The following is a 12,993-nucleotide window of genomic DNA, read 5'->3' as shown; positions in this document are numbered from 1 at the left end:
GACTCAATTCCGCAGAGACTGCTCAACGATTATGCTACTCTCAAAACGATAGGATTGAGGGATCATTATTTCTGAAATCACAGATAATTTGTTCAACTAATTTGTTCAACTACAGGCAGGAATGTCATCAATGGATCACGCACAAATACTTCATCGGTTATTAGAAGACCGTCTGGTCGCCATTTTACGGGTTGATGATTCTGCTTTATTGATCGATTTATGCAAAGCGATTGCAGCTGGCGGAATCAGGTCGATTGAAATCACAATGACCGTTCCCAATGCACTGCGAATTCTCGAAGAAGTCCGTCAACAACTTCCTGAGGATATTCTCTTAGGAGCTGGCACCGTTCTCGATGCAGAAACCGCACGTCTTGTCATCCTTGCTGGAGCCGATTTTATCGTCTCTCCGCATACCGATGTCGAGATCATTAAGATGTGCAAACGCTATGGCAAACCAATCGTCCCTGGAGCATTCACGCCGACCGAAATTGTGCACGCCTGGCAGTCGGGAGCCGATATCGTCAAGCTGTTTCCTTCAGATCCAATTGGTCCCAAATATCTGAAAAACCTCAAAGGCCCACTCCCGCAAATCCGCATGATGCCAACTGGCGGCGTGGAACTCGACACCATCCACGAGTTTTTCGCAGCCGGTGCCTGTGCCGTCGGAATCGGGGGAGCCCTCTTGAAAAAAGAATGGCTGAAAGAAAAAAACTTCGCTGCTGTTGAAGCCGAAGCCCGGAAGTTTGTGGATGTGATTCAATCGATTCAATCAGCTTAACATAATACTCAATATTGAATTCATTCCAGTTGTTATGAAAACCCGGGTGGCGGGGGCGCACTCGAAGAGAAGCCCCGAATCGTAGAACTTCCGGGGCTTCCGCTAAAGCGGAGCGCCCCCGCCACCCCAGATTCAACTTGTTCCCAAGGTCCTCCTTGGGAACGAGGAAACACAATTCGCAATCTCTGAAATAGACACGAAGCATTATGCACGGATTACAGGAACGGATTCAGGAAACACTCGAGGTCATTCGTGGGCAATGGACCAGAGAGCCTCGTATCGGGATTATTTGCGGTAGCGGATTGGGCAAACTTTCTGAAGCCTTAACGATTGAAGCGGCTTATGAATTTGCAGACCTACCGCACTTCGTTCTTTCGACCGCACTGGGTCATGCTGGTCGGTTTTTATGCGGCAAGTGGAACCAGGCGCCTATTGTCGCCATGCAGGGACGATTGCACTTTTACGAAGGTTACACTCTTGCCGAGATCACATATCCTGTTCGTGTGATGCAGGCTTTGGGGGTAGATCTGTTAATCGTGACCAGTGCCAGCGGAGGTATGCATCCTCAGCATCATCCGGGACAGATTATTGTCATTGATGACCATATCAATCTGATGGGGGATAACCCGCTCGCCGGCTGGAATGACGAAGACCTCGGCCCCCGTTTTCCAGATATGAGCAGACCCTACGATCCTCCTCTCCTTGAAAAAGCTCTGGAAATTGCGCGTCAGAAAAACATTTCTGCTCAGCGGGGAGTGTATGTCGGCGTGAAAGGTCCCAATTACGAAACGCGCGCGGAATATCGGTTTTTCCGGGCGATTGGAGGGGACGTCGTCGGCATGTCCACGGTCCCGGAAACACTAGTCGCCGTGCATGGTGGAACGCGCGTGGTGGGATTATCGACCGTTACGAATGTCTGCCTGCCCGATGCACTGACTCCCGTGACTGGTCAGGAAGTGATTGATGTCGCTCATCAGGCTTCTCGAAATGTTCGCATCATTATCGATGGCTTGATTCAGCACGAAAGTAGAACCATGAAAAGCGAATTGTTTCCTTGAATGGGAAACGCAATACCATCCATAAGGAGAAAATATCATGACCGAACAGAAAACACTCTTTGAAAAAATCATTGATCGGGAGATTCCAGCTGACATTATCTTTGAAGATGATCTTTGCCTGGCATTTCGCGATATTAATCCTCAGGCTCCGGTTCATATTTTAGTGATCCCCAAAAAGCCGATACCCTCATTAGCAGAGGCGACCGATGACGATCGGGTTCTGCTGGGGCATTTATTGCTGGTATTGAAAGATGTGGCCCTGCAGGAAGGACTGGATAACGGATTTCGAACAGTCCTCAATACCGGACCAGATGGAGGACAGGATGTTTATCACATGCACTTCCATCTCCTCGGCAAACGCAAACTGACCTGGCCACCGGGCTGATGGAAGTGATTCCGAAATCAAAACTGCTGGGCAAGTCAGCATTGGCACATATCAAATGACAGACAAAGCTCACAAGTGCATTACCACAACTCCCCGGCGACATTCCCCAGATACCCGATTGCGTTTTTGATATCTTCAAAGCGGTTCTCGCCTGCTGTGCGTTGTATATTCAGGCTGCCCCGATATCCGACTTCGAACAGAGTGGCGAGCATTTCATCCCACACGATTTCGCCGCGTCCTAATTGCGTTTCTTCACCACCACCTGAATAATCGCGGACGGCATCTCGAGCCGTAAATTGCTCGATAGATTGATACAGTTCTCGAAGGGCATCAATGGGATCGTGCCCGCCGAGCATATATCGTGAGGGATCGAAATCGATGGCTGTCGGTCCGGAGCGAATCGTCGCCAGAAACTCTTTGAGCACCTGTGGCGACTTGCCAATTGGAATGATCGTCAGCACGACACCAATATGATTTCCATAACGAGCCAGATCATCGATGGATTGCTGCAGCACCGAATAACTGCGATGTTCGGGATCGGGAATCTCGCCAATCTTCAGGCAGAGGTGCCGAGCTTTGAGTTGAGCCGTCAATTCCATCGCTTCCCGAGTCGCCGCAATCCGGGCATCCAAATCGGCTTCTTCGAAAAATGAACGCCGAATGGTGAAGTTAAGGGCGGTCATTTTTAAACCGTACTCATTGAGAGCTTTGAGCAAATCTCGCTTTCCGGTTTGCGAGATCTCCCGAGGCTTCAATTCGGTCCGGGCATCACAGCGGATACCGGACACTGGCAATTGAGCGATCAATTTCAGTGCCGCCTTTAAAGGCAGGTTGAGTGAACTGGTGGTGACGGAGAACTGATTTTCCATTGTGTCTGTTCATGGTGGAATGTGCAGAGATAGTCAGTGAAGTCAGATCGATGTGCAATACCGCAATAATCGGCAGAGTTGGCAGGATCATCCCAGCCCTCTGTTTCGCTGGCAATTGCTATCGAGCTGACTGAACGGTCGATTTTAGAAAGAGAACATCCTGCTGAATACAGACTCCAGGAAATCCTTCTCAGGAAGTTTCTCGTTAATCAAATATTTATTTGATTTCAATTGTCGTGAACCACAGATCAATCCAGCCGTGCTGGGTTGATCTGTGGCCATCCGTGGTTCAAAAATCAGCTTCACAAATGACCTCAGAACTCAAATTCTCCAGATGAAAACTTTTGCTCATATCTTTGTTCTGATCATATTCGCATTTGCGAACGTGTCGACGGCCTGCGCGGCTTCGTCATCGGGGCAGTTTTCAAATGGAATTCATATTACGAGTGGGTCGATTCCAATCGCCAGGTTTGGGTTTGAAGAAGAGCAGGATCGGGATTACGACCGTCTGCCCGATGACTGGATGCGTCGCAAAGGGCCGGACTTTCGCGACTATGTGTTTGCCGAGATCGACTACACACAGGCAGCCGAAGGACGACGGAGTCTGCAGATCGAAGCCAATGGCAGCAATGCGGCTTATTATTCGAAACCAATCTCGATTGATGCCAAGCACTCTTATGTGATGAGCGCTTCGGTACTGACAAGGGGCTTAAAATATAATGCCGCGGTCGTCACGTTTTCGTTTTTGAATCAGCGCAAGCAACGGATTCATCGTATTGTGACAAATCCTGTTTCAGGGACGCATAAAGATTGGAGTCATCTTCAACTCGAACCACTGATTCCTGACGAGAATGTTCGATATGTCGTGGTGGGCTGCCATTTGATCAGCAGCAGCAAAAACGATATCACAGGGGTGGCATGGTTCGATAATATTTGCATCGGTAAACTCCCGCGCCTCAAACTGGCCAGCGATTTCGAAACTCACTTTCGACAATCCGATGCTCGTGTCACGATTGAATCCTCTGCAACGGGACTCGATACAGAGTACGAAGAGGAAGAGTTTCATTATGAATTGAAACTACACAGTGAGGACGTTTATGGAAAATTACTCGATCAGACGAGCACAGTAATTACTCAGGCGATGATCGAGGAGTCGACCGAGTCGGAAAACACGGGAGAAACTTTCTGGGAATTGCCTGTTTATCCTCCAGGATACTACCGGGTCAGAGCGACCTTGTTGCGGAACGATGTTGAAATTGTCAGTCAGTGGACTTCGTTTGCCGTAATGAACCTCAAAGGAAAATCTCCAGAGAAAGGAGAATTCGGCTGGAATCTATCGGGAGCCCAGCATGGGATTTCTGCGAATGATTTGCTGGACATTACGCGGGAATCGGGAATTAACTGGGTGAAGATCCCTGTCTGGAAGCTGGCCTATTCGCAGCAATCCAGCGAGACCGGCCAATTGCTGACCGGTCTGCGGAATCAGTCGATCATTCCGATTGGGATGTTAGTCAATCCACCAACAGAGATTCGCGATAAATTTACTGAGGAATGGACTGGGATTAGTGAGTTATTCACTTCTCCTCCCATCGTCTGGAGACAAGCCGCCAATCAGGTGATGGCGTTGTATTCCCCGACGGTCACACGTTGGCAACTGGGAAATGATCTCGATTCGAGTTTCGTCGGGATGCCCAATTTCGAGGGATCATTGGATGGCATTCGCAAAGAGTTACAGCGGATTGGACAGATCCGACAACTGGGAGTTCGCTGGAATATCGATTCTCCAGTTCTGAAAAATCAATTGGTTTCGAAAAACTTTTTGACGTTGATTTTCGACGAAAATACGTCCTATGAACAAATCCAGAGCAATGTCGAAGCGATCCACTCCAGTGGATTTGAGGCGTGGACGATTGTCAAAGCCGATGACAGAATTCATCAGACAGATCCTCATCAGCGAGCCAATAATCTGGTTCGACGCATGATTGACGCCAAACGCAGCGGAGCTGACCTGGTCTTTGCCTATGATGTATTCGATCCGGAATATGGACTGTTGAATCAGGATGGCTCTCCCTCCGATTTATTTTTGCCTTGGAGAACAGTAACGCTGGCATTAAATGGCAGTAAATATGCGGGCTCGATTCAATTACCGAATCGCAGCACGAATCACGTTTTTCTGCGAGACAATGAAGCCACAATCGTGATGTGGAATGATGATCCTGTGACCGAAGAGATCTATCTGGGGGATCAAGTTTCTATTCATAGTGTCTGGGGAGAGAAAACAATCGTTGCCAGTTCACCGATTAACGGACGGCAAATAATTGAAGTCTCATCTGTTCCCACAATTTTAACAGGCTGCTCAGCCGAGTTGGCACGCTGGCGGATGGGTGTCAAATTTCAAAAAGGGCGGATTGCCAGTTCTGCAGCTGAGCATGAAGATACGCTCCTTGTGACGAATGCCTTTCCATGGAGTATTCAGGGGAACGTACAGATAGTACCGAATTATGGTTGGGAATTTACGCCTCGCAAGCAGACACTCTCTTCAGACGCTGGAGAGCAGATCGAGCTTCCCTTTTCTGTTAAGCTCCCGTCTCAAACGGCTATTGGCGAACAGCTGATGGCCATCGAATTTGACCTGGGCGGTTCGGGGCTAAATTTCCCATTTCGAGTTTACCGAGACTATCTGGTCGGGATGGGCGATGTCCATATGGAAGTCCGCTTATTGAAATCCGATCATGGCCAGGTGATTGTCGAACAGATCATCACAAACGAAACCAATCCCCCCGAGGTACTTGATTTTCGCTGTAATCTGCTCATTCGTGGACGGAGGCGTCATACCAATAACATGCCGAGTCTGGTCAGTGGCCAAACTCGAAAAGTGGTTTATCTGATCCCTGAGTTCGATAAACTGGAAGCGAAAGACCTCTGGCTACGTGCCGATCAGAAAAATGGCGCACGAACATTGAACGAATTGCTCAATGAAGAGCAGGTGCTGAAACTGTTGGAGCGGCCCAGGGTAGTGAATAGTGTTGAAGGTTGAAAATACACTGGCCTCTGAACACTGGCCATTCCCAGTCCCACAATTGCGACCTGTTGCCCTCGCGAGTTAAACTGATTTGCTAATGCGAAGTCCGTTTAAACTTGAGAGGAATTCTAATGCGTCGCTTTGGATTATTATCAATCGCTCTAATTGCTAGCTGCCTGTTCACCGGTGCCGTCCTGTTGCAGGAATGGAAAAGCGGGATTCCGTGGATTGAACCCCAGGTCGTTGCCCCTGGCGATGCGGATACTCCGCCTGCCGATGCTATCGTATTATTCGATGGCACCGACCTCTCCTCCTGGAATGAAGGCAAAGGCTGGAAAGTGAAAGACGGCTTTGTCGAAGCCGGCGGAAAGCAGGGGATCACCACCAAAGAAAAGTTTGGCGATTGCCAACTGCATATCGAATGGGCTTCACCCGAAAAAGTTTCCGGGAATGGGCAGGGACGCGGTAACAGCGGTGTCTATTTCATGCAGCAATACGAAGTTCAGATACTCGATTCTTACGAGAATGAAACTTATTTCGATGGCCAGTGCGGCTCGATTTACAAGCAGTATCCACCGCTGGTCAATGCCACTCGCCCTCCTGGGGAATGGCAGACCTATGACATCATTTTCACCGCTCCCCGCTTTCATGAGGATGGTTCCGTCGAAGCACCTGCGGCTTTCACCGTGCTGCATAATGGCGTGCTGATTCAGAATCATGTCGAGCTACAAGGCGGAACATTCTGGCACAAGCCGCCTGAATATAATAAGCATGATGACAAACTGCCTATTCATATTCAGAATCATGGCAACAATGTCCGCTTCCGAAATATCTGGATTCGCAATGTCGAACAATTGCCAGCTCGGGAAGATCAGCCTGCGGAAAAGTCTTAAGTCGGTAATTTGAGGAAATCACACACAAGCACGAAGCGCAAGTGAGTGAGTCCAATGCCAATTAACAAACTCGCTTGAACTTCGTGCTTGTATTTTCTCAAACCATCAGCATAAAAATGGTGATAATGACCCCACAGACGGCTAGAAACAGCCAGAAGGGAGCCCATTCCCGCAGTGCACCGCCGAAAGTGTACCACGGATAATAGCTTCCTCCCGCATATCCATCATGCAGGTAGCAGCCGCAGTTGGGGCAGATGGAAGACTCTTCATACACATCGGTTCCACATTCCGGACAGGGGATCGTGTCGACTTCATCGTCGTCATCGTCTCCGTAGTCGTCATCCCAATCGTCATCGTAGTCGCTGTCTTCGTAATCCATTTATGATCTGCTATGCTAACGATGTGCATCATGTTCGCTGTGTGGAACGGAACTCACGAAAGTAATATTTGTAGCACGAACACAAGAAATATCATCCGTTATTAACATTCTGAATTGAAATTACAAGCACGAAGCGCGAGCGAGTGTGTCGCACGGTTTCTACACTCACTCGCTCGCGCTTCGTGCTTGTAAGAATCGTTTTTGACTTTATACAACATTGTCATATTGCATCGATTATTTCAGGCAAAAGTAAAAAGATAATCGAGGCAATCACTTACCCGTATAATTCTTGCATTCTATTTCTCAGGGAAAGTCAGCCGATGCCAGCTATTACGATTAGCGATACCACTTCAGGAAGTCAGGCTCAAGTACTGCCGGAGTTGGGATTCAATCTGTTTCAGTTTTCCGTCACGGTTCAAGGGCAAACGATTGAAGTGCTCGATGCGGACGAAAACTTTGCTGAAGGGAATGTCAAACCGAGCCGTTGTGGAATTCCAATTCTGTTCCCGTTTCCGAATCGAATTGATGCCGGCAAGTTTTCCTGGGATGGAAAAACGTATCAACTGCCGACCCCGAATCCCGGTGCCCATTTCATTCATGGTTTTTGTCTGGATCGCCCGTGGAGAGTCACTGAGCAGACCGAAAGTTCGGTCACTGCAGAATTCCAACTGAGCAAAGACGCACCGGATCGACTCGAATTCTGGCCCGCCGATTTCATCATTCAATGCACGTATTTACTGCGTGGCAATGCTCTCAAATCCCAGTTCACCTTTAAAAATCCCGATAGCAAACCGCTGCCTTGGGGTTTCGGAACGCATGCCTATTTCAAAATCCCACTTTCGGATGGCAGTTCGGTTGAGCATTGTCTCCTTGAAGCCCCCGCTCACCAGCAATGGAAACTGGAGAATTATATTCCGACAGGAGAAAGAGTCCCCGTCACCGAAGCGAACGATTTGACAGATGGAGCATATTATTCTGCCTTAAAGCTCGATGACGTTCTGACCGATCTCAAGCCCGATGGAAAAACACTCAAGTGCGCTGTAGTCGATGAAGGTGCAGGGCTGCAAACAGTTCAGGAATGTGATGGGCGGTTTCGGGAACTCGTCGTCTTCACGCCGCCGGGACGGAATGCGGTTTGCCTCGAACCCTATACCTGTCCGACGGATGCGATTAATTTAACCGCCAAAGGCATCGAATGTGGCTGGGAAACACTCGCCCCAGGAGCCGAACATCATACGTGGATCGACATCCGTGTCGAACCAATTATGGCATAACCAACGCAAGTGGGTGGCTGGGGTCGAAACGCAGCGAAGCCCCCCTGAAAACAGATGTCCTTGTTGATTGAATCAAGAACTCATGAGTAATTCCGATTCCCTGAACCTGTCCACGTTGCTCGAAGCTGTTGCCAGTGGGTCTCTCGATGTTGCCTCTGCCATGCAGCAGATTGAAGTTGCTGATCAAAGCACGAAATCTGAAACAATCGATCTGGACCTGGATATCGATCGTCAGAAACGCTGTGGATTTCCAGAAGCCATCTACGGGGCTGGTAAACCAGCAGAAGTGATTGTGGAAGCCTTCAGAAAATTAATCTCCGTTGGGCAAAATTGCCTGGCGACACGCGTCGAAGAGGCTCAGGCTGAAGTCGTTCTGACAAAACTACCAGATGTGAACTGGAATCCGATCGCTCGAACGCTTCGGTTGATGGTCTCCGAGAATGCAGCAGAAATGTCGAAGTCTGGCACATGTGTTGTTACCGCTGGCACAACAGATCGCCCCGTTGCCGAAGAAGCCGCTGAGACGTTGCGTTGGATGAACTTCGAGCCAGGCGTCATTTACGATGCTGGTGTTGCTGGTCCGCATCGGTTATTAAAGTCATTACCGAAATTGGAGTCTGCCAAAGCAATTGTGGTGGTGGCTGGCATGGAAGGGGCGCTCCCTTCTGTGGTTGGAGGCTGGGTCGCCTGTCCGGTAATCGCCGTGCCAACGAGCGTCGGCTATGGAGCCAATTTTGGTGGACTCTCTGCCCTGCTTGGTATGTTAAACAGTTGTGCCGCTAATGTTTGCACGGTGAATATCGATGGTGGATTCAAAGGAGGATATCTGGCCGGTTTGATCGCCTCGCAATCTGATTCCTCAAATTAAATTTACAAGGAACTTTTCAATGAGAAGTCATTTAGAATCGTTGCCAGCCTTACCCACGCGAGATCAGGATTCGCACAAGGGATCGTATGGGACCGTCCTGTTGATTGGTGGTTCCCGTGGCATGGCGGGATCGATTGCCCTATCCGGCATCGCTGCTCTACGAACAGGATGCGGACTGGCTTTTCTGGCGTGCCCGGAATCGAGTCAGGGAATTATCGCCAGTTTTGAACCCTCTTATCTCACAATCGGTTTACCCGAAGATGAGGACGGCCGAATTTCTTACGAGGCGAATTCTCGAATCCGCGAGCAAATGAATTCTGCTCATGCCATCGCAATTGGCCCCGGTTTAGGTTCTTCTCGCGACACTGAATTACTGCTCCTCGATCTGTACGCGACAACCGAGCAGCCTCTTGTGATTGATGCGGACGGCTTGAATGCGCTCTCCCGTTTGCCGGATGGACTTCCCAAACCCAATGGACCGAGAATTCTCACGCCGCATCCCGGTGAGATGGGACGGCTCACAAAGACGGATGCCAAAACGGTTCAGCAGAATCGGGAAGAGATCGCAGCAGAATTTGCCGAGAAGCAGCAGTGTATAGTGGTCCTGAAAGGCCATCAAACCGTAGTCACCGATGGGCAAACGGTCTTCGTCAACATGACCGGCAACAGTGGACTGGCAACTGGTGGAACGGGCGATGTCTTAACGGGTGTCATCACTTCGTTGATTGCTCAAGGCCTGTCACCCTTCGATGCCACTCGCGTGGGGGTTTATTTGCATGGATCGGCTGCGGAAATCATTGCGGAAAAAATTGGAGAAGACGGCCTGATCGCTTCCGATTTACCTTTGGCTGTTGCGGAGGCCATCCACCGTTATCGATTGCACTGATCTGATCAAGTTAGACAGGCTTGAAGTTTGTCTGAAACAGAGAATCGTGTAATCCCGAGCAGACTTGGCACTTTGAACCGGTAGAATAAATATCCAGTCCACTTTTGATCATTACGATTGTCTCCCATTTCATTTCAAGGTAGGCTTAGCTCTTTCTGATCAGGCTCTTTTCTGAGCAATCGGGATCCTTCATTTTCCCAAATTGTGGTGGATGATTATGCCAATTGAAGTGACGTGTGATCTTTGCTTTCGGGACCATAAGGTTAAGTCCGAATACGCCGGGAAGACATTTAAGTGCAAAGGTTGCGGAGAACCCCTGACAGCTCCCAGGCCGAAACGTCGCCCCAAGCCAACTGCTCCCGTCGAGAACGATGATTTTCTTGGTGCTCTCGACAAAGCCGCAGGCGATCGAGGCAAATCGTTGCCCCCAAAAGTCGCCAGTCGGAAGCCGAAGAAATCTTCTAAGGCATCTTCTTCACAAAAATCAAAACAGACGGCTTCTTCGGGGATGAATGATGGGAATGTGAAAGCCATTATGGGGGGAGTCGGAACTGTTCTGCTTCTACTGCTGGCGGTCGGCTTAAAGCTCGCCAACAAGACTGATATTCTGGATCGACTGATTCCCGCAGGAGTTGAATGGAGTCATTTTCAGATACATAAGGGAAACATCACTCTGGAAGTGCCTTCCACTCCAAAATTGAAACAGACACCTGTTCCTAATGCAATTGCTTATGGAACCTTTGTTTCAGAGGCACGCATGTTTGCAACTTCCGTTGCCTATGCCCAATTTAATACATCTGAAATCCCTGACAACGGAAAGTCGTTGTTCACAATCGGAATGATGAAGTCTGATCTTGCCAGAGAATTGAAAGCTGAACATCCCGGAACAACGATGGAACGCGAAGAAACGGTCATGATTGATGGCATACCTGTGCTACTTCTTGTGACGAATTCGACAATCAAGAATAATAAAATGCGGTTGTTCTGCTACTTTTTTCTGGCAGGAGATACGTTATACGGATTCGAATTTATTGAAAAAGCCAACAGCCCTAAGGATAGTGACCGAGACTACTTTGTGAATTCCATCCACTTTTCAGAGAAAGTCAAAACGGCCTATCGCGACTGGCAAGGCAAAATTGAAAGCCCTGGCTCGATATCTCCTCAAACCAAGGAATGGAATTCTGAAGAAGAAACTTCTGAAGTCTTTAACATTCCTTCAGATACGACTCTGGCTCAACTCATCAGCAATTGAAATAATGACCTCAGTGGAATTGACGCCGCTTCTTCTGCAAATTCTTTCACAGGAACAGGCACTCCATCGCAGCGAAGCTGAGTACCTGAGAATTGATTCCAGCGAAGTTCAATCATTCTGTCGGATGTCCATGAAGATATTGTCTGGCTATTAGTCATTCGAATGATTCGAGCAGTCGAAGTCTGTAACAGATCCTCCAAATCCGTTTCACCAACTACAACGACACAATCGACCTCATTGTGGGCGATCAGGCGTTTTGCGTGATAACGTTGTGGGTCATATTCGCTGCCATCTTGCCGGAATGAAATATGATCCGGGAATCCTGTCATTGCCAGAATAGTTTCCTGTGGGCTGCCATGATGAATTCCACTGCCTGCAACGATCCGATGTAATCGTGCGGTTTTGTTGATTTCCATCAGCATTTGTGTCAATTGAGTCGCGACGCCGAACTCGGCTGATCCTTGCAGTAAAATGGGATACTGAGACTTGGCCGTCTGTTCACCGAAAATTTGACAAAGCTTCTGCAATTCGGAAGATGTCCCGCGATAATCACATTGCAAGTTTTTCCGAATCTGGACTAGTGATTCGAGCAGGCTCTTATCGTCCAGCAGAAACACCTCATCGAAGTTCTCCGAACTTCCAAGATTTTCGGAAGTGCCTACATAGTATACAGTTCTGTCGTTTCGAGACGTAATAAATTGCCCCTTCGGATCCAGAAACCGCTCTGAAAAGCGAGGCCATTGGCTGAAGGGATCGAAATTAAAACAGATCAGTAAGTCGCAACGATGTCGGAGTTCTCCGAAACTGCACCCGCTGCCTCCGTATTTCTGATAAGCAAGTGTCGATTCGGAATCTTTGCCAGTACTCAAAACCATCTGCTCACTTTGAGCAAATCGAATACATTCAGTCTGCATTTCCAGCGAAAGCCCCTGTAAACCGCACATCATGGGAGAATTCGCAGCCTTGAGCCATTGGCGAGCCGTCTTCAAATCCTGATCAGAGTTTGCAGTTGCTGAATTTGAGGAATTCTCGACAAGAGCCGTCAGGAATCTTTGTCCACATGAGCAGGCGTTCGATGTTGAAATTTCCAGCGGGCTGATTTCAAGCAGAATATCGTCGCAAAGTAAGCCGCAGCCACAGCAGGTGACATTTTCGAGACGACGATTCATGTGAGTTTACAGGTGTATTTTAAAGACGTCTGGAATGAGCCGGGAAAAAATCCGGGATTGACCAAAATCGAGAGAACTGACACCATACCAGCTTTGAACCTTCAATGCGATTGCGCTCGTGTTTCCGGCAGGACTCAGGGGCCAAATTTCTTTAATTAAC

12 protein-coding genes are annotated in these 12,993 nt (G+C 48.7%); 9 read left to right on the top strand and 3 right to left on the bottom strand.

The genetic code is table 11. From position 1 onward, the window contains the following. The first annotated feature begins 130 nt into the window (after positions 1-130). From Pan54_RS23455 to Pan54_RS23445, 3 genes are all read left to right on the top strand, one after another. Positions 131-778: a bifunctional 4-hydroxy-2-oxoglutarate aldolase/2-dehydro-3-deoxy-phosphogluconate aldolase gene (locus tag Pan54_RS23455; protein ID WP_146505867.1), complete on the top strand. Its 648-nt coding sequence runs from the start codon at positions 131-133 to the stop codon at positions 776-778. Positions 779-984: 206 nt separating this feature from the next. Then, entirely contained in the window at positions 985-1,836 is an 852-nt protein-coding gene (locus tag Pan54_RS23450; RefSeq protein WP_146505866.1) for a purine-nucleoside phosphorylase, read from the top strand. Positions 1,837-1,873: 37 nt separating this feature from the next. After that, positions 1,874-2,221, top strand: a complete 348-nt coding sequence (locus tag Pan54_RS23445; protein WP_146505865.1) for a histidine triad nucleotide-binding protein — start codon at positions 1,874-1,876, stop codon at positions 2,219-2,221. An 80-nt stretch (positions 2,222-2,301) separates the two neighbouring features. Here Pan54_RS23445 and Pan54_RS23440 read toward each other — a convergent pair whose 3' ends face one another. Then, the gene (locus Pan54_RS23440; RefSeq protein WP_146505864.1) at positions 2,302-3,090 is read right to left on the bottom strand and encodes a sugar phosphate isomerase/epimerase family protein; all 789 of its coding nucleotides are present in this window, start codon (positions 3,088-3,090) and stop codon (positions 2,302-2,304) included. Between the two features lie 334 nt (positions 3,091-3,424). On the opposite strand from Pan54_RS23440, the gene Pan54_RS23435 reads away from it, so the two are divergent. Both Pan54_RS23435 and Pan54_RS23430 read left to right on the top strand, forming a co-directional pair. After that, a complete protein-coding gene (locus Pan54_RS23435) occupies positions 3,425-6,127 on the top strand; it encodes a hypothetical protein (protein ID WP_146505863.1) in 2,703 nt (900 codons plus the stop codon). Between the two features lie 116 nt (positions 6,128-6,243). Then, a complete protein-coding gene (locus Pan54_RS23430) occupies positions 6,244-7,005 on the top strand; it encodes a 3-keto-disaccharide hydrolase (RefSeq protein WP_146505862.1) in 762 nt (253 codons plus the stop codon). Positions 7,006-7,102: 97 nt separating this feature from the next. On the opposite strand, the gene Pan54_RS23425 is transcribed toward Pan54_RS23430, so the two are convergent. Next, positions 7,103-7,384 carry a hypothetical protein gene (locus Pan54_RS23425; RefSeq protein ID WP_146505861.1) on the bottom strand — a complete coding sequence of 94 codons (282 nt, stop codon included), beginning with the start codon at positions 7,382-7,384 and terminating at the stop codon, positions 7,103-7,105. A gap of 320 nt (positions 7,385-7,704) precedes the next feature. Here Pan54_RS23425 and Pan54_RS23420 point away from each other — a divergent pair, with 320 nt between their 5' ends. The 4 genes from Pan54_RS23420 to Pan54_RS23405 all read left to right on the top strand — a co-directional run bounded on the left by Pan54_RS23420 (position 7,705) and on the right by Pan54_RS23405 (position 11,664). Beyond that, positions 7,705-8,658 (top strand): aldose 1-epimerase, encoded by a 954-nt coding sequence (locus Pan54_RS23420; RefSeq protein ID WP_146505860.1) that lies wholly within the window; start codon positions 7,705-7,707, stop codon positions 8,656-8,658. A gap of 82 nt (positions 8,659-8,740) precedes the next feature. After that, positions 8,741-9,526 (top strand): nickel pincer cofactor biosynthesis protein LarB, encoded by a 786-nt coding sequence (gene larB, locus Pan54_RS23415; protein WP_146505859.1) that lies wholly within the window; start codon positions 8,741-8,743, stop codon positions 9,524-9,526. Positions 9,527-9,545: 19 nt separating this feature from the next. Further along, positions 9,546-10,412: an NAD(P)H-hydrate dehydratase gene (locus Pan54_RS23410; protein WP_146505858.1), complete on the top strand. Its 867-nt coding sequence runs from the start codon at positions 9,546-9,548 to the stop codon at positions 10,410-10,412. Positions 10,413-10,629: 217 nt separating this feature from the next. Then, the gene (locus tag Pan54_RS23405; protein ID WP_146505857.1) at positions 10,630-11,664 is read left to right on the top strand and encodes a hypothetical protein; all 1,035 of its coding nucleotides are present in this window, start codon (positions 10,630-10,632) and stop codon (positions 11,662-11,664) included. Here Pan54_RS23405 and Pan54_RS23400 read toward each other — a convergent pair. After that, positions 11,646-12,833 (bottom strand): hypothetical protein, encoded by a 1,188-nt coding sequence (locus Pan54_RS23400; protein WP_146505856.1) that lies wholly within the window; start codon positions 12,831-12,833, stop codon positions 11,646-11,648. The two genes, Pan54_RS23405 and Pan54_RS23400, sit on opposite strands and share 19 nt — an antisense overlap. Between the last annotated feature and the right edge of the window lie 160 nt (positions 12,834-12,993).

Origin of the sequence: Rubinisphaera italica, from assembly GCF_007859715.1 — a bacterium.
GTDB lineage: Bacteria > Planctomycetota > Planctomycetia > Planctomycetales > Planctomycetaceae > Rubinisphaera > Rubinisphaera italica.
This window is presented reverse-complemented; position numbering and strand designations above follow the sequence as displayed.

Excerpts from the sequence above, each read along its gene's own strand:
- larB (WP_146505859.1), top strand. The coding sequence starts at position 8,741 with ATGAGTAATTCCGATTCCCTGAACCTGTCCACGTTGCTCGAAGCTGTT.
- Pan54_RS23445 (WP_146505865.1), top strand. The coding sequence starts at position 1,874 with ATGACCGAACAGAAAACACTCTTTGAAAAAATCATTGATCGGGAGATT.
- Pan54_RS23420 (WP_146505860.1), top strand. The coding sequence starts at position 7,705 with ATGCCAGCTATTACGATTAGCGATACCACTTCAGGAAGTCAGGCTCAA.
- Pan54_RS23405 (WP_146505857.1), top strand. The coding sequence starts at position 10,630 with ATGCCAATTGAAGTGACGTGTGATCTTTGCTTTCGGGACCATAAGGTT.
- Pan54_RS23410 (WP_146505858.1), top strand. The coding sequence starts at position 9,546 with ATGAGAAGTCATTTAGAATCGTTGCCAGCCTTACCCACGCGAGATCAG.
- Pan54_RS23435 (WP_146505863.1), top strand. The coding sequence starts at position 3,425 with ATGAAAACTTTTGCTCATATCTTTGTTCTGATCATATTCGCATTTGCG.
- Pan54_RS23425 (WP_146505861.1), bottom strand. The coding sequence starts at position 7,384 with ATGGATTACGAAGACAGCGACTACGATGACGATTGGGATGACGACTAC.
- Pan54_RS23450 (WP_146505866.1), top strand. The coding sequence starts at position 985 with ATGCACGGATTACAGGAACGGATTCAGGAAACACTCGAGGTCATTCGT.
- Pan54_RS23400 (WP_146505856.1), bottom strand. The coding sequence starts at position 12,833 with ATGAATCGTCGTCTCGAAAATGTCACCTGCTGTGGCTGCGGCTTACTT.
- Pan54_RS23455 (WP_146505867.1), top strand. The coding sequence starts at position 131 with ATGGATCACGCACAAATACTTCATCGGTTATTAGAAGACCGTCTGGTC.
- Pan54_RS23440 (WP_146505864.1), bottom strand. The coding sequence starts at position 3,090 with ATGGAAAATCAGTTCTCCGTCACCACCAGTTCACTCAACCTGCCTTTA.
- Pan54_RS23430 (WP_146505862.1), top strand. The coding sequence starts at position 6,244 with ATGCGTCGCTTTGGATTATTATCAATCGCTCTAATTGCTAGCTGCCTG.